This is a genomic window from Streptomyces sp. CB02414, assembly GCF_001905385.1.
GTDB lineage: Bacteria > Actinomycetota > Actinomycetes > Streptomycetales > Streptomycetaceae > Streptomyces.
Genome location: NZ_LIPF01000005.1, coordinates 388,443 through 404,214, shown reverse-complemented (window position 1 = coordinate 404,214; position 15,772 = coordinate 388,443). Strand labels below are relative to the sequence as shown.

Here is a 15,772-nt window from a genome sequence, read left to right as displayed (position 1 = left end):
CGCACCGTGAGCCGACCCGTCGCGATCGCGTCAACTCACAGCGCCGGTCGGGAGCTTATCGGTTGTGAAGCCGAAAAGATCAATTCCACGGCCCTGCGGAAGTGAGGATTCCGTCACGCTCCGCCAGGGGTTGCCAGGTCGACAAATCCCTTCGTCCAGCAGCCGAGTTGGGCGCCGGAACCGGGGCGGTCGACCGGTTCGCCGCGAGGAGCCCGGGGGCGGCGGAGCGGGCGCGCGGCGGCGGTCGGCGTGTGCAGTCGCCGACGACCGGGTGAGGTCCGCTCGCCTCCGGGTGCCCGTCGCTGCGGGGAATGACAGGATCTCGTCGGAGGTTGCAGTCCGTGCCGTTGGAGCCCCTCTCCCCTTTGCGAGGTTCTTGATGAACACCATGCGCGCCGTCAGCCAGGACGTCCTCGGCGGTCCGGAGGTCCTGAAGGAGGTGCGGCGCGACCGCCCCGAGCCCCGTCCGAACGAGGTGCTGGTGCGGATGCGGGCCGCCGGGGTCAATCCGACCGACTGGAAGCACCGGGCGAACGGCGGCTTCCTCGGCGAACCCCCGTTCGTCCTGGGCTGGGACGTCTCGGGCGTGGTGGAGGCGGTCGGGATCGGCGTCGCCGCCTTCCGGCCGGGCGACGAGGTCTTCGGGATGCTGTCCTACCCCTTCGGCCACGGCTCCCACGCGGAGTACGTCACCGCCCCGGCGCGCACCTTCACGCACAAGCCGGCCGGGATCGACCACGGGCAGGCCGGTGCCCTGCCCCTGGTCTCGCTGACGGCGTGGCAGGCCCTGGTGGAGCGGGCCGACGTCCGGCCGGGGCAGCGGGTGCTGGTCCACGCGGCGGCCGGAGGCGTGGGCCATGTGGCCGTGCAGATCGCCAAGGCACGCGGCGCCCACGTGATCGGCACCGCCAGCGCCGCCAAGCACGAGTTCCTGCGCTCCCTGGGCGTGGACGAGCCGCTGGACTACCGGGAGACGGACTTCGCCGAGGCCGTGAAGGACGTCGACGTGGTCCTGGACACGATCGGCGGCGACACGTCCCTGCGGTCGCTGCGCGTGCTGCGCCCGGGCGGAGTCGTGGTGTCGATCCTGCCGGTCGGGTCGGACGAGTTCTACGAGGAGGCCGAGCGGCTGGGTGTGCGCGCGGTGCGGATGCTGGTCGACGCCGACCGGGCCGACATGCGGGAGATCGCAGGCCTGGTGGAGTCGGGGAAGCTCCGGGCGACGGTCGAGCGGACGTTCCCGCTCGCCGACGCGGCCGAGGCGCACGCGCTGGGCGAGACGGGCCGCACGACGGGCAAGCTCGTGCTCGTCATGGACTGACCCACTGACCAACTGTTGGCCCCCGGTGTGAGATTTCGATGACATATGTCAATCGAACATGCTCAAACTCGCTCGATCGGGGTAACTTCCCGAACGGAACAGACGGTTGTGACCCGGAAGGCTGGAGGCGAGGTCGTCGTGCGGCAGGAACCCGCGTCGCCCACCCGGCACCTGCGTGTGCGCCGCGAGCGGGGGCACGCGGTGCTGGAGTTCCGCGGGGAGATCGACATCGCGGCGGCCGCGGAGATCGTCCCGCTCCTGGACCGGGAGACGGGCCGGCGCGGCGCCCGGGTGGTGCTCGACCTCGGCGGCGTCGAGTTCTTCGACTGCTCCGGGCTGCGGCTGCTGTACCGGGCCCGGCGCCGCGTGCTCGACGCGGGCGGGGAGGTGCACCTGGTGTGCGCCCACCCGCTGACCCTGCGCATGCTGCGGATCACCGGTCTGGCGGGGGTGCTGCCGCCGCGGCCCACCCTGGAGGAGGTGTTCGGCGTCAGCCGGCCCGCGGGGCGTCGAACAGGGCGCTGACCGACTCCCCGTTGTGGATGCGGCGCACGGCCTCGGCCAGCGCCGGGGCGATGGACAGGACGCGCAGCTTGTCCGTGTGACCGTCCACCGGCACCGGAACCGTGTTGGTGCACACGATCTCCAGCACGTCCGGCTGCTCGCCGAGCCGCCCCAGCGCGCCGGCGGCGAACAGCCCGTGCGTGCAGGCGAGACGGATGGTGCGCGGCCCCGCCTCCCGCAGCCGGTCGAGCAGCTCCAGCACCGTGCTGCCCTTCGCGATCTCGTCGTCGAGCACGATGACGTCCCGCCCGGCGACGTCCCCGATCACGGCGCTGATGCTCACCCGGTCGTCGGCGAACCGCTGCTTGGCACCGGCCGCGACCTGGGCGCCGAGCACCCGGGCGAACGCGGCGGCCTCCTTCGCGTTGCCCAGGTCCGGCGAGACGACCGTCGTACGGGAGAGGTCGTACCGCCTGAAGTGCGCGGCCAGCTCCCGCAGCGCGTGCAGGTGGTCGACCGGGACCGTGAAGAAGCCGTGGACCTGCGGCGAGTGCAGGGTCATGGCGAGCACCCGGCTCGCGCCCGCCGCCACCAGCAGGTCGGCCACCAGGCGCCCGCCGAGCGAGATGCGCGGCGCGTCCTTCTTGTCGGAGCGGGCGTAGGAGTAGTGCGGCATGACGACGGTGATGCGGCCTGCCGACGCCCCGCGGGCCGCGTCGCACATCATCAGCAGCTCGACCAGGTGCTCCTGGACCGGCTTGACCAGCGGCTGGATCAGGAAGACGTCCCGCTCGCGGCAGTTGGCCCGCAGCTGCACCTCCAGGCAGTCGTTGGCGAACCTGCTGACCCGGGTGGGGCTGAGGGGCACGCCCAGGTGGGCGCAGACCTCCTCGGCCAGCTCGGGGTGGGCACTACCGCTGAACACGGCGATGTCTCGCACGGACCGCTCCTCGCGTGATCCTGTCCGGCCGGGGACCTCAGCTTACGGAAATCCGGTTGCGGCGAACCCGGGGGCAGGCGCCATGATGACGCCGTCCGTGTTCCCACAAGTCAGGATCGTTCGCATGCGCCGACTCCTCGGAAACCCCCAGCGCCCCTTCCGGCCCACGGTTCTCGAGGACTCCACCCCGCATGCAGACCCCGCACACCCCGCGCACCCTGAACATCGGCATCCTGGCCCACGTCGACGCCGGTAAGACCAGCCTCACCGAACGGCTGCTGTTCGACCACGGCGCCGTCGACCGGCTCGGTGGCGTCGACACCGGCGACACCCGTACGGACGACGGCGCGATCGAACGCCGCCGCGGCATCACCATCCGCTCCGCCGTCGCCTCCTTCACCATCGGCGACACCCAGGTCAACCTGATCGACACCCCCGGGCACTCCGACTTCGTCGCCGAGGTCGAGCGCGCCCTGGAGGTCCTCGACGGCGCGGTGCTGCTGCTGTCCGCCGTGGAGGGCGTACAGGCGCGGACCCGGGTGCTGATGCGCACCCTGCGGCGGCTCCGGCTGCCCACCCTGGTGTTCGTCAACAAGATCGACCGGGCCGGCGCCCGCACCGGCGGCCTGCTCGCCGACGTCCGGCGTCTGCTGACCCCGCATGTGGCGCCGCTGACGGAGGTGACGGACGCCGGCACCGCGCGGGCCCGGGTCACCCGGCGGCCCCTGGACGGGCGGGCCGCGGAGGCGCTGGCCGAAGCCGACCCGGGCATCCTGGCGGCACTGGTGGACGGTCCCGCGCCGACCGCCGGGGACCTGGCCGCCGCACTCGCCGCCCGTACCGCCGACGGGTCCTTCCACCCCCTCCACCACGGCTCCGCACTCGGCGGCCAGGGCGTCGCCGAGCTGGTCGAGGACCTGGTCCGGCTGGTCCCGGCCGCCCAGCCCGCGACGGAGGGCACCACGACCCCCCGGGGCACGGTGTTCGCCGTGCGCCCCGGTCCCGGCGGCGAGCGGACGGCGTACCTGCGGCTGTACGACGGTGAGGTGCGCCCGCGGCAGCGGCTGACGTTCCTGCGGCGCGAGTCCGACGGCCGGACCACCGAGGTCCCCGGCCGGGTCACGCGCCTGGACGTGGTCGGCGGGGCCGGCACGCTCACCGCCGGGAACATCGCGGCCCTCGGCGTCCCCGGCGGCCTGCGCGTCGGCGACCGGCTCGGCGGCCTCACCGACCGCGCCCCGCAGTTCGCCCCGCCGACCCTGCAGACCCTGGTCCGGGCCCGGCACCCCGGGCAGGCGGCGCCGCTGCGCTCGGCCCTGCTCGCGCTGGCCGACCAGGACCCGCTGCTGCACGCCCGCCCCGAGGCATCCGGCGCCACCGCGCTCCTGCTGTACGGGGAGGTCCAGATGGAGGTGCTCGCGGCGACGCTGGCCGAGGACTTCGGCATCGAGGCCGACTTCGCGCCGGGCCGCGTCCGGTTCCTGGAGCGCCCGGTGGGCACCGGCGCGGCGGTGGAGGAGATGCCGTGGCTCGACCACACCCGGTACTGGGCGACGATCGGGCTGCGGGTCGAGCCGGGGCCGCGCGGCTCGGGCGGGGTGTTCGACTACGAGACGGAACTGGGTGCCCTCCCCCGCGCCTTCCACCAGGCCGTCGAGGAGACGGTCCACGCCACCCTGCTGACCGGCCTGTCCGGTGCCGCGGTCACGGACTACCGGGTCACGCTGACCCGGTCCGGTTTCAGCTCGCCGGTCAGTACCGCGGCCGACTTCCGCGGGCTCACCCCGATCGTGCTGCGCCGCGCCCTGCGGCGGGCGGGGACCCGGCTGTACGAGCCGTACCACTCCTTCGAGGCGGAGGTACCGGGGGACGCGCTGGCGCCGGTGACGGCCCAGCTCGCCGCACTGGGCGCGGACTTCACCGGCACGACCGGCGGCGCCCCGGCCTGGCTGATCACCGGCGAGCTGCCGGCCCGGCGGGTGCGCGAGGCCGAGCTGCGGCTGCCGGGGCTGACCCGCGGGGAGGCGGTCTGGTCGTCCCGCCCGTCCGCGGACCGTCCGCTGAAGCCGTCCCACTGAGCCGCCGAACGCTCCCCGTATGCCCCCGCCCTCCCCCTCCGGGCGTCAACTTCCCGGTCTGGCACGGGAGATGGGGGGCAAGCGGACAGTAGGAAGGAGGGCCGTCGCGATGACGACTCCCGTCAGGAAGCTCCCCGGGCGGATGCCCGGCTGGGCGAAGGTGCTGACCGCGTTCCTGCTGGTCCTCGTCGTGCTGTTCGCGGGATTCCGGCTGAGCCTCGTACCGGGGCTGAAAGACGTGTTCGGCAGCGAGACCCACGACCGCTCGGGCCCCGCGCTGCTGGAGTCCGTCCAGGACATCAGCCGCTACGAGGCCGCCTCCGGCAACTTCCAGGTCGTCGTGGACCTGGAGAAGGACGCGAAGTTCCTGCCCGACGCCATCCGGGGCACCCGCACCCTGTACGTCGGCGCGGGCACCGTCGACGCCTACGTCGACCTCGGGAAGGTCGGCGAGGACGACGTGACGGTCGACGGCGACCGCACCTCGGCCACGCTCCGGCTGCCGCACGCCGCGCTCGGCGAACCCGCCCTCGACCCCGAGCGCTCCTACGCCGTGTCCAAGCAGCGCGGACTCCTCGACCGCCTCGGCGACCTGTTCTCGGACAACCCGAACGGTGAGCAGGCCGTGCAGCGGCTCGCGGCCCGGCACATCGCCGACGCCGCGAAGGACAGCGAGCTGAAGGCGCGCGCGGAGAGCAACACCACGGCGATGCTCAAGGGCCTGCTGCACTCCCTCGGCTTCGAGAAGGTGCGGGTGACCTACGGGTCATGACGGGCGGAAGCCGCTTCCCGCATCCTCGCCGTGTCCGCGGGTAACCGCTCCACCACGCGGGGAAGCCGACGACGACTGGAGGACCGAAATGGCTCGTGCCGCCTCAGGGCCGCGTTCGTTGCTGCGCCCCCGCGCCGCCAAGGCCGACGACGACGCCGGCCGGCGCGAACGGCGTCCCCTCGCCCTTCCGTTGCGCCTGCTCGCGACGGCGTGCGCGTTCGTCTTCATGGTGGCGTTCGCGGTGGTGCTGGCGCGGCTGACGCTGCACCCCTCCCCCGCCTCGGAGGCCCTGACTCACACCAACATGCGTCCCGGCAGCTCGCTGCGGGCCTACCTGGATCAGCCGGCGCTGCGGGACGCCGTGAAGCAGATCGGCGGCAACCTGCTGCTGGGCGTCCCGTTCGGCGTGCTGGTGCCGCTGGTCGCCCCGCGCACCCGGGGGCTGCTGAGGGTACTGCTGCTGACGGCCGTGGTGATGCTGCTGGTGGAGTTCGCCCAGGGTGCCCTGGTCACCGGACGTGCCTTCGACATCGACGATGTCATCCTCAACACCACGGGCGCGCTGGCGGGCTACCTGCTCCTGGGCCGGCGGATGAGCCGCGCGGTGCACACGCGTCGGCCCCGCGGCCCTAGTGCAGCGTCCAGGTGAACTTGTCGCCGCCCACCCAGCGGACCACGTCCGGGTCGTCCAGGTCGTGGACCGTGATGCCGAAGGCCGCGGCGGCCTCCAGCACGTCGGTGACGTCCCTGGCCTCACCGACCACCTGGCCGTCGATCTCCACGATCCGGAACGGCGGCGTTCCCGGCTGCACGCGGAGCACGAGGATCCGCGGACTGCCGATGTGCGGGCTCCTGATTTCGGTCATGCATCGAGGGTAGGCCGCAACGCGCGGCGGCGCGGGGTCACGGACGTCGCCAGTCGTCGCCGCTCAGATGGGACCCGGCCATCGGGCCCATCCGGAGCATGCCGCCGTCCACGCTCCAGGACGCGCCCGTGACGTAGGAGGCGTCGGGGCCGGCGAGGAAGGCGATCACCGCGGCCACCTCGCGGGCGTCGCCGGGCCTGCCCAGGGGCACACCGGGGCGGCGCTCGGTGTGCGGGTCGGTGTCCTCCTGGCCGGTCATGGGCGTGGCGATCTCACCGGGGGCGACCGCGTTGACGGTGATGCCGTGCTCGGCCAGCTCGATCGCCATGACCTGGGTGAGCAGGCCGAGGCCGCCCTTGGCCGCGCAGTACGGGGCCGCGCCCACCCGGGGCTGGTGTTCGTGGACGGAGGTCACGTTGACGATCCGGCCGCCCCCGCCCTGCTCGATCATGCGCCGCGCCGCCATCTGGCCGCACAGGAACGGGCCGGCGAGGTCCACGTCCAGGACGTGCCGCAGATCGTCCAGTCCCAGGTCGAGGAAGGGGGTGGCGGTGCCCGTGCCGGCGTTGTTGACCAGGACGTCGACGCGGCCGAGCCGGTCGCACAGCCCGGCGACGGTCTCCGCGGCCCCGGGCAGCCGGGTCAGGTCCACCCTGGCGGTCTCGGCCCGGCGGCCCAGGGCCCGCACCTCGTCGGCGGTCCGTTCGGCGCCCTCCTGGTCGGTGTGCCAGGTGATGCCGACGTCCATGCCCGCCTCGGCCAGGCGTACGGCGGTGGCGCGGCCGATGCCGGAGTCGGAGCCGGTGATCACGGCCACCTTGGCGGCGGACGGGCTGGGGCTGGGCATGACGGCCTCCTCGTACGCACTCCTCGGGCACTGCGCCCCGCGCCACGGCCCTGAGGCGGGCGACGGGGCACGGGGCGTCGCAGTACCCGGACGCGGCGCGCACTAACCGCCCGGCCCGTGGTGCGGTCCCCCGTGCGCTGGGGAACCCTGGACGTGCCGGAGGAGGAGGTGGCGATGGAGCCCGTCGAGGCGCTGGAGCGCATCGCGTTCCTTCTGGAGCGGACCCAGGCACCGACGTACCGCGTCCGCGCCTTCCGCACCGCGGCCCGGGTGCTCGCCGGGCTGCCCGCCGCCGAGCTGCGCGAGCGGGCCGGGTCGCTGGAGTCGCTGAAGGGTGTCGGGCCCAAGACGGCGCAGGTGGCGCGCGAGGCGCTGGCCGGGCAGGTGCCCGGATACCTGGAGAAGCTGGAGGGCGAGGCGGACGCGCCGCTCGCCGAGGGCGGTGAACGGCTGCGGGAGCTGCTGCGCGGGGACTGCCACCTGCACTCCGACTGGTCGGACGGCGGCAGCCCGATCGAGGAGATGGGGCGGGCCGCGGCGGCGCTCGGGCACGAGTGGGCGGCGCTGACCGACCACTCGCCGCGGCTGACGGTGGCGCGCGGTCTGTCGCCCGAGCGGCTGCGCGAGCAGCTGGACGTGGTGGCGGAGCTCAACGAGTCCTGGGCGCCGTTCCGGCTGCTGACGGGCATCGAGTGCGACATCCTCGACGACGGATCGCTGGACCAGGAACCGGAGCTGCTGGAGTGCCTCGACGTCGTCGTGGTGTCGGTCCACTCCAAGCTGCGGATGGACGCCCGCGCGATGACGCGCCGCATGGTGCGGGCCGTACGCGATCCGCACGCGGACGTCCTGGGGCACTGCACCGGGCGGCTGCTGACCGGCCGGGGGCGGCCGGAGTCGGAGTTCGACGCGGACGAGGTCTTCGCCGCCTGTGCCGAGTCCGGCACCGCCGTGGAGATCAACAGCCGGCCGGAGCGGCTCGACCCGCCGCGCCGGCTGCTGCGCCGGGCCGTGGACGCGGGGGTGCTGTTCTCCGTCGACACCGATGCCCACGCGCCCGGCCAGCTGGACTGGCAGATCCACGGGTGCGCCCGGGCCGAGGAGTGCGGGGTGTCCCCGGAGCGGGTGGTCACCACGTGGCCGCTGGACGACCTGCTCGACTGGACCCGTGAGGGCCGCGTTCCGTCCGGAGTGGCGGGCGGCTGACGTGGTACCCGCCGGCCGAGCCACGGACCAGGAAGGGAACGGTGCATGGAACGGGCAGCCGTGTTCGACGTCGACGGGACCCTCGTCGACACCAATCACCTGCATGTGACGACCTGGTGGGAGGCGTTCCGGCAGGCGGGCCACCGGGTGCCGATGCACGCGGTCCACCGGGCCGTGGGGCTCGCCTCCACCGACCTGATCGGACATCTGCTGGGCGAGGACCGGGACACGGACCAGGACGCGCAGCTGAGCGCCGCCCACAAGGCGCTGTACGGGCAGTACTTCGACCGCCTGCCGGCGCTGCCGGACGCCGGGGAGCTGCTGCGGCGCCTGGCCCACGCCGGCTGGAAGGTGGTCCTCGCCACGTCGGCGGGCGGCGCGGAGCTGGGCGCCCTGCGGCGGGCGATCGACGCGGACGACGCCATCGCCGCCACCGCCAGTGCGGACGACGTGGCGGCCGGGAAGCCGGCGCCCGAGCCGGTGGAGCACGCCCTGGAACTGGCCGGGGTACCGGCGGAGCGGGCCGTGTTCGTCGGCGACACCGTCTGGGACATGCGCGCGGGCAGCAGGGCCGGGGTGCGCTGCGTGGGCGTGCTGTGCGGCGGGCTGCCCCGCGCCGACCTGGAGGAGGCGGGCGCCGACGCGGTCTACGCCGGCCCGGCCGACCTGCTGGCCTCGCTGAAGGAGAGCCCGTTCGCATGAGCCACCGTGCTGTACCCCGCCCCGGGACGCGCCGTCCGGTCGAGCGGATGACCGGCGCCGCATGACCGGTGTGACACGTACCGTCCGCGAAATGTTCCGGGGGCGGCGGCCGCTGGCCGCGGTGTGGTGGGAGGCCTGTGCCGTCGGGCGGGCGGTCCGGGCCGCCTGGCAGGGGCCCGGCCGGGAACGCGACCTGGTCGTGCAGTCCCTGAAGGCCGCCGGCGCCGCGCTGATCGCCTGGGCCGTGGCCGGCGTCTGGCTGGGCGATCCGATGGCGCTGATGGCCCCCTGGGTGGCGCTGGTCCTCGTGCAGGCCACCGTCTACAGCTCGGTGCGGCAGGCCGGTCAGCAGTTCGCGGCGATCTGCGCCGGGGCCCTGGTGGCGTCGGGGGCGCAGGCCGTCATGGACGACACCACGGGGGCACTGGCGCTGTCCCTGCCGGTGCTGATGCTGATCTCGAACTGGTCCCGCTTCGGCGGACAGGGCGTCTACACGGCCACCACCGCGGTGTTCGTGCTGGCCTCCGGCACGGCGGTCTCCGCGTCGGCGGTCGGGCACCGGGTGGGCCAGGCGGCGCTCGGCGCGGTGATCGGCGTCGCGGTCAACGCGTTCGTCCTGCCGCCGATCCACCTGCGCGACGTACGGGAGAACCTCGCCGGGCTGGCCCGGGAGGCGGGCGACGTCCTGCACACCGTGGCCGACGACCTGCGGGAGTCCGAGTGGGACGCGCAGAGCGCGGCCGGCTGGTCGAGCGAGGCCGCGCGGCTGCAGCGGCGGCTGGAGGCGCTGGAGTCGGCCCGGTCATGGAGCCGGGAGAGCCTGCGCCTGACCTCCCGCCCGCTGCGCGCCCTGCACCGCCCGCCGACCGCGGTACCGCCCGAGGAGGAGGACCAGCGCTGGAGCCGGGTCACCGGGAACATCACGGCACTGACCCGGACGCTGGCCGTGGCCGCCGACGAGAACCGGACACCGGCCCCGCCCGAGGGCCCGGTGCTGGACCTGTACGCCCGCCTGCTCGGACTGATCGGCGACTCCTGCCATGCGGAGGCCGACCGGATGCTGGGCGAGGCCGCCGATCCGCGCCCGCGGGAGGCGACGGAGGAGACGATGGAGGAGCTGCACCGGCGGCTGCAGGAGGGCCTGCAGGAACACGCCGGGCAGGGAGCGGCACGGACGGCGGTGCTCGGCACGCTGCTGCTGCAGGCCGAGAACCTGTGGGCCGAGATCGTCCCCGCGCCCCAGTCACGGTGATGCACATCACCTCAAAACGTGACAGACGGTGGAACACCGGCAGGCCCCGCTCCGTTGAAGAGGGCGTGGGTACGGATGGGACAGTGTCCCCGGGCCTCACCTATCGCCCACAGGGACGATCGTTCGGCTGAAGCCCTGTGGAGCCTTTCGCCGAGAGGCGACCGCCATCCGTATCCACCTCGGACCGCCCCGACCGTGATTCCCCCGTCGCGGTCGGGGCTTCTTCTTGCGTGCCCGGCCGAAGAGGCGGGTACCCGGTGACGTCCGCAGGGGCGAGTCGCCGAGAGGAGCGCAAGGTGAGCAGCGCAACGGGCACCAGGATCGTGGTCACGGGGGCCACCGGCAACGTGGGCACCAGCGTCGTACGGCTGCTGTCGGAGGATCCGGAGGTGGCCTCCGTACTGGGTCTGGCCCGGCGGATTCCCGAGTGGTCACCCCCGAGGACGGAGTGGGCCGCGGTGGACCTGGCCTCGGACCGGGCGGACCTGACCGGACACTTCGCCGGCGCCGACGCCGTGGTGCATCTGGCCTGGGCCTTCCAGCCGACGCACGACCCGGCGACGACCTGGCGCACCAACGTGCTCGGCTCCATCCGGGTCTTCGAGGCGGTGGCCGCGGCCGGGGTGCCGGCGCTGGTGCACGCCTCCTCGGTGGGCGCCTATTCACCGGGGCCGAAGGACCGCGCGGTGGACGAGTCGTGGCCGACGCACGGCTGGCCCGACGCCGCGTACTGCCGGGAGAAGGCCTATCTGGAACGGGCTCTGGACACCTTCGAGCGTGATCACCCGGGGATCCGGGTGGTACGGATGCGGCCGGCGTTCCTCTTCAAGCGGGAGTCGGCCAGCGAGCAGCGCCGGATCTTCGGCGGCAAGTACCTGCCCGGTCCGCTGGCCCGGCCTGAGCTCCTGCCCTTCCTGCCGGACGTCCCCGGCCTGCGGGTGCAGGCCCTGCACACCGACGACGCGGCGAACGCCTACCGGCTCGCGGTGCGCTCCGAAGACGCCCGGGGTCCCTTCAACCTCGCGGCCGAGCCTCCGGTCGACGCGGAACTGCTGGGCGAGATGATCGGCGTACGCCCGGTGCGGCTGCCGCGCACCGCGGCCCGCTCGGCGATCGCGGCGGCGTGGGGGCTGCATCTGCTGCCGGCCTCCCCGCACCTGTTCGACGCGGTGCTGCGGCTGCCGTTGATGGACTGCACGCGGGCGCGGGCCGAGCTGGGCTGGCGTCCGGAGCACACGGCCACCGAGGTGCTGGAGGAGTTCCTGCGGGGCTTCCAGGAGGGCGCGGGAGCGGCCACGGAGCCGTTGCGGGGGCGCAAGGTCGGCTGACACAGCGCCCCCGGACCAATGCCCGGCGGGTCCTCAGCCGGAGGACTCGTCGGGCACCGGGTGCTCCGGGTGCACGGCGCCCGAGTGCGGGGCACCCTGACGGCCCGTCCCGGCCTCGTCCGTGTCGGGGACGTCGGCGCCGTCGCCGGTCGCGTCGTCGTCGGCGTCCTCGTCGCCCTCGGGGCGCTGGCCCTGCTCCCTCTGCTCGCGGGTGGGCGCGGCGGCCTCCCACGGATCGTCGCCGGTCCCGGCCTGCTGGTCCGGCATGTCCCGCGGGACGGGATCGCCGTTCTCCCCCGGTCCTTCGAGGCGGTGGTCGGCCACTGCGCACTCCCTTTCCGCTGTCCTTCGGGTCGCCGGCCGTTCCGGCCGTCCGAACGCCGACGGGTACCACCGCCCCGGTCCGTGAAACGCCGGCGCGCGGCGCCCGCTGCAAAATCACTGGCACGCCCCGCTCACGGCTATCTACGCTAGGCGTAAACCTAGGGCTCCTAGGTTTCCACTGCTCCAGAACGCCGAAAGCACGGGAAGATCCATGAAACCCCTCACCGAGCGGGACATCCGCGACTCCTTCATCAACTGCTCCAAGGGCGAGGCCAAGCGCCTGACGGTCCCCCGCGATCTCGGCGAGCGCCCCTGGGACCACCTCGACTTCCTGGGCTGGCGCGACCCGGGAGCACCCGACCGCAGCTATCTGGTCGGCGAACACGACGGGCGCCTCACCGGCGTCGCCCTGCGCTTCCAGCCGGGCCGGAGCGGCTTCTTCCAGCGCAGCCTGTGCGCGCTGTGCCTGACGACCCATCCGCGGGGCGGGGTGTCGCTGATGACGGCACGCAAGGCGGGCCCGGCGGGACGAGAGGGCAACTCGGTCGGCCTGTACATGTGCACCGACCTCGCCTGCTCCCTGTATCTGCGGGGCCGGAAGGCGCCGGAGGGCGGCACCCGCTTCGAGGAGAGCCTGACCCTGGAGGAACAGGTCGCCCGGACCATGGGCAACCTGTCCGCCTTCCTCGCCAAGGTGATCGCCTGACGATCACGGACGCGTGGCGGCGCCCGGCGCGTGAGACCCCTGTTCGCCCCCTTTGTCCGGTTACCGTCCTGTCCGGATACGTTCGAGGCGCCTGGGGAAGGGAACAGCCCGAGGATGCGCGATGTACGCAAGAGGGCCGCGGCGGCCCTGCGGCGGGTGAAGTGGCTCAGGGACCCCATGGTCGTGCAGGCGCTGCGCTCGGCGGCGGCCGCGTCGATCGCCTATGTGATCGCGGTCCGCCTGACCCCGGACAAGTCGGCGGCGCCGCTCACCGCGCCGCTCACCGCGCTGCTGGTCGTCCAGGTCACCCTGTACGCCACGCTCAAGATGAGCTTCCGCCGGGTGAACGCCGTGGTGGCCGGCGTCCTGGTCGCCATTCTCTTCAGCCAGCTGGTCGGACTGAGCTGGTGGAGTCTGGCCCTGGTGATCGTGGCGGCGCTGGGCGTCGGCCACCTGGTACGGGCGCACGAGTTCGTGGCCGAGGTGGCGATCAGCGCGATGCTGGTGCTGGGGGTGACCTCGCACGGGAGCCTGGCGTGGGCGCGGGTGGTGGAGACGCTGATCGGGGCGATCGTCGGCCTGGCCTTCAACCTTGTGCTCGCGCCCCCGGTGTGGGTGGAGCAGGCGGGCGAGTCGATCGAGGGGCTGGCCCGGCGGGTGCGGCAGCTGATGCTGCGGATGGGTGAGGAGGCCGCGGGCAGCACGGCGTACCACGAGGCGGCGGCCCGGCTGCACGAGGCCCGCCGTCTCGACCACGACATCGGCGAGGTGGACGAGGACCTGCGGCAGGCCGAGGACAGTCTGCGGCTCAACCCCCGCGTACGCGAGGGGCTGCTCCACCGGGTGGTGCTGCGTTCCGGCCTGGACACGCTGGAGATCTGCACGGTGGTGATGCGAGTCCTGGCCCGCACCTTCACCGACCTCGCCAAGGAACGGGAACCCGAGCCGCTGTTCCCGCCCGAGACGGGCGCCGCCATCGAGCAGCTGCTGTCCGAGATCGCCGACGCGGTGGTCAGCTTCGCGGTGCTGGTCACCACCAGCGTCAGCGATGACGCCGAGTCCGCCGAGGAACGGCTCTCCGCCCAGCTGCGGCAGGCGGCGGTCACCCGCGACAGACTGGCCGGGCTGCTCCTGGAGGAGGTCCGGCGCGACCAGGGGCAGTGGCAGTTGCAGGGCGCGGTGCTGACCGAGGTCAACCGCATCATCGACGAGATGGACACCGAGCACCGTTCGCGCCGGCTCCTGGAGGAGCTGGACCGGCACACCCGCGAGCAGCGCGAACGCATGCCGCGGCTGACCGGGCTGCGCGACCGGGCGCGGTCCCGGCTCCGGAAGCGGAGGCGCGGCGCCGCCGGGCGGCGTTCCTCTTGAGAACACCCGACGACTTGAGAACACCCGACGACGGCCGTTCGTCTCAGCCGTCGCCGTCGGTGCGCTGCCGTTGCAGGGGCCGGGGGCAGGAGGCGGCGCTCGCCTGGGACAGCAGTACGTGCATCCGCTCCGTGAGCTGGGCGACGTCGTCGGCGGGCGCGTGGAAGGGCAGCCGTACGTCGCCGTGGGCGCGGACGCGTTCGATGCGCAGCGTCAGTCCGTGCCGGTCGACGGCGAGGGGCCGCACCCGGACCGCGCCGTGCAGGCTGTCCACGTCGACGAGCCGGGTCAGCCGCTCCACCGCGTCACCGTGGCAGTCGGCGAGATGGGTCAGCAGCCGGGCCTCGGCCAGGGCCAGCGGGTCGGGCGCGGCGGCGGCGAACTCGTCGAGGTCGACGACCACGGCACCGGACGGCTGCCGCAGCACCACGCGCGTGGGCGTGAACGCCAAGTGGCCGTCCTGAAGGGCGAACCAGCCGGCCAGCCAGAGCCGTGCCCTGATCCGGCCCCGGACTGGGACGGGCGCCACGTCGGCGAACTCCAGCACGGCGGACGGCTCTCCGCGGGGCGCGCAGATCGCCGCCGCGAGCAGTGCACTGTCCTCGGGCACGTGCAGCGTCACCCGGCCGTCGTCGGCGAGACCGTGCGCGCCGACGAACTCCTCGCGTCCGCCCTCCGCGGTCACCGCACAGGACCAGGCGGCGGCGAGCACGGAGCGGGCCCGTTCCGCAGCGGCAGGCGCGGCCGTCCAGGTGTGGCTGTCGCCCATCCCCAACCTCCGTCGTCAATTCAGTCGTCACGTGAGCCAGCACCTCATTAGGTAAGGCTCACCTAACCTATCGGAGATCGAGGCGCGCGCCAACCAGGACGCGGGCAACGCGGTGTTCACGGCGCGATGGCGCCCAGCAGGGCCCGTGCACACAGGTCACGCACCTGCTCCGGGGCCGGCCCCGGGTCCCGCAGCCACTCCAGGCAGACGGCGGTGGTGAACGCCAGCCAGCCCCGCACCGCCAGCCGCACCTCGGCCCGTTCCCCGAAGGCCGGCCCGAACTCCGGGTCGGCGGCCAGGGCGGCGAGGATCTGCCGCTCCTGCGCGGCCAGTGCCTGCCGGTAGACCCTGCGCACCGCCTGGTCCCCGGTCGCGTCGGCGCGGTGGAAGGCTCGGTAGCCGTGCGCGTGGGCCCGGACGTACTCCAGGTACGCGTCGAGGCCCGCCGCGAGCTGTTCCCGCACCGGCACACCGGGAACGGCGGCCGTCATCCGCAGCATCCGCCCGCTCTCGCGCTCGACGACCGCCGCGAAGAAGTCCCGCTTGTTCGGGAAGTAGTGGTACAGCAGCCCGCGCGAGACCCCGGCGATCTCGGCGACCCGCTCGATCCACACGTCGTCGTAGGGGCTCTCCGAGAACAGCCGCGCGCCCACCGAGAGCAACTGCTCCCGGCGCTCCCCGGTACTGAGCCTGCGGCGGGTGCGCTCGCCCTGGTTCGCGGCCATGCCCCGCACCTTACTTGACGCCGGTTCAACAACGGGTCGAGACTGAGCCACGTTATTGAAT

17 protein-coding genes are annotated in these 15,772 nt (G+C 73.6%); 11 read left to right on the top strand and 6 right to left on the bottom strand.

The features are described 5' to 3' along the window. The first annotated feature begins 379 nt into the window (after positions 1–379). Positions 380–1,321, top strand: a complete 942-nt coding sequence (locus tag AMK11_RS18910) for an NADP-dependent oxidoreductase (RefSeq protein WP_073728632.1) — start codon at positions 380–382, stop codon at positions 1,319–1,321. Between the two features lie 138 nt (positions 1,322–1,459). Beyond that, entirely contained in the window at positions 1,460–1,846 is a 387-nt protein-coding gene (locus AMK11_RS18905) for an anti-sigma factor antagonist (protein WP_073729044.1), read from the top strand. Here AMK11_RS18905 and AMK11_RS18900 read toward each other — a convergent pair. Next, positions 1,812–2,765: a ribose-phosphate diphosphokinase gene (locus AMK11_RS18900; protein ID WP_073728630.1), complete on the bottom strand. Its 954-nt coding sequence runs from the start codon at positions 2,763–2,765 to the stop codon at positions 1,812–1,814. The genes AMK11_RS18905 and AMK11_RS18900 overlap by 35 nt on opposite strands. Positions 2,766–2,956: 191 nt before the next feature. Between AMK11_RS18900 and otr(A) the strand changes: the two genes are divergently transcribed. The 3 genes from otr(A) to AMK11_RS18885 all read left to right on the top strand — a co-directional run bounded on the left by otr(A) (position 2,957) and on the right by AMK11_RS18885 (position 6,264). Beyond that, positions 2,957–4,843: a tetracycline resistance ribosomal protection protein Otr(A) gene (otr(A), locus tag AMK11_RS18895; protein ID WP_073728628.1), complete on the top strand. Its 1,887-nt coding sequence runs from the start codon at positions 2,957–2,959 to the stop codon at positions 4,841–4,843. 109 nt (positions 4,844–4,952) lie between these two features. Beyond that, the gene (locus AMK11_RS18890; protein ID WP_073728626.1) at positions 4,953–5,615 is read left to right on the top strand and encodes a DUF4230 domain-containing protein; all 663 of its coding nucleotides are present in this window, start codon (positions 4,953–4,955) and stop codon (positions 5,613–5,615) included. A gap of 88 nt (positions 5,616–5,703) precedes the next feature. Then, entirely contained in the window at positions 5,704–6,264 is a 561-nt protein-coding gene (locus tag AMK11_RS18885) for a VanZ family protein (RefSeq protein ID WP_073728624.1), read from the top strand. Here AMK11_RS18885 and AMK11_RS18880 read toward each other — a convergent pair. Both AMK11_RS18880 and AMK11_RS18875 read right to left on the bottom strand, forming a co-directional pair. Next, the gene (locus AMK11_RS18880; protein ID WP_073728622.1) at positions 6,245–6,481 is read right to left on the bottom strand and encodes a hypothetical protein; all 237 of its coding nucleotides are present in this window, start codon (positions 6,479–6,481) and stop codon (positions 6,245–6,247) included. The genes AMK11_RS18885 and AMK11_RS18880 overlap by 20 nt on opposite strands. A 37-nt stretch (positions 6,482–6,518) precedes the next feature. After that, complete coding sequence (locus AMK11_RS18875) at positions 6,519–7,328, bottom strand: SDR family oxidoreductase (protein WP_073728620.1); 810 nt, start codon at positions 7,326–7,328, stop codon at positions 6,519–6,521. Positions 7,329–7,502: 174 nt separating this feature from the next. On the opposite strand from AMK11_RS18875, the gene AMK11_RS18870 reads away from it, so the two are divergent. The 4 genes from AMK11_RS18870 to AMK11_RS18855 all read left to right on the top strand — a co-directional run bounded on the left by AMK11_RS18870 (position 7,503) and on the right by AMK11_RS18855 (position 11,816). Further along, positions 7,503–8,534 (top strand): PHP domain-containing protein, encoded by a 1,032-nt coding sequence (locus AMK11_RS18870; RefSeq protein WP_198941411.1) that lies wholly within the window; start codon positions 7,503–7,505, stop codon positions 8,532–8,534. A 45-nt stretch (positions 8,535–8,579) separates the two neighbouring features. After that, complete coding sequence (locus AMK11_RS18865; RefSeq protein WP_073728616.1) at positions 8,580–9,236, top strand: HAD family hydrolase; 657 nt, start codon at positions 8,580–8,582, stop codon at positions 9,234–9,236. Positions 9,237–9,297: 61 nt separating this feature from the next. Continuing rightward, the gene (locus tag AMK11_RS18860) at positions 9,298–10,488 is read left to right on the top strand and encodes an FUSC family protein (RefSeq protein WP_073728614.1); all 1,191 of its coding nucleotides are present in this window, start codon (positions 9,298–9,300) and stop codon (positions 10,486–10,488) included. Positions 10,489–10,784: 296 nt separating this feature from the next. Continuing rightward, positions 10,785–11,816: an SDR family oxidoreductase gene (locus tag AMK11_RS18855; protein WP_073728612.1), complete on the top strand. Its 1,032-nt coding sequence runs from the start codon at positions 10,785–10,787 to the stop codon at positions 11,814–11,816. 33 nt (positions 11,817–11,849) lie between these two features. Here AMK11_RS18855 and AMK11_RS18850 read toward each other — a convergent pair whose 3' ends face one another. Further along, the gene (locus AMK11_RS18850; RefSeq protein ID WP_073728610.1) at positions 11,850–12,140 is read right to left on the bottom strand and encodes a hypothetical protein; all 291 of its coding nucleotides are present in this window, start codon (positions 12,138–12,140) and stop codon (positions 11,850–11,852) included. Positions 12,141–12,351: 211 nt separating this feature from the next. On the opposite strand from AMK11_RS18850, the gene AMK11_RS18845 reads away from it, so the two are divergent. Then, complete coding sequence (locus AMK11_RS18845; protein ID WP_073728608.1) at positions 12,352–12,846, top strand: FBP domain-containing protein; 495 nt, start codon at positions 12,352–12,354, stop codon at positions 12,844–12,846. A gap of 114 nt (positions 12,847–12,960) precedes the next feature. Next, positions 12,961–14,217, top strand: coding sequence for an FUSC family protein (locus AMK11_RS18840; RefSeq protein ID WP_073728606.1), 1,257 nt, complete (start codon positions 12,961–12,963; stop codon positions 14,215–14,217). Positions 14,218–14,260: 43 nt separating this feature from the next. Here the strand turns inward: AMK11_RS18840 and AMK11_RS18835 are convergent, their stop codons facing one another. Together AMK11_RS18835 and AMK11_RS18830 are read right to left on the bottom strand one after the other, a co-directional pair. Next, positions 14,261–14,986, bottom strand: a complete 726-nt coding sequence (locus tag AMK11_RS18835) for a DUF2470 domain-containing protein (protein ID WP_073728604.1) — start codon at positions 14,984–14,986, stop codon at positions 14,261–14,263. Between the two features lie 116 nt (positions 14,987–15,102). Next, complete coding sequence (locus tag AMK11_RS18830) at positions 15,103–15,711, bottom strand: TetR/AcrR family transcriptional regulator (protein ID WP_073728580.1); 609 nt, start codon at positions 15,709–15,711, stop codon at positions 15,103–15,105. Between the last annotated feature and the right edge of the window lie 61 nt (positions 15,712–15,772).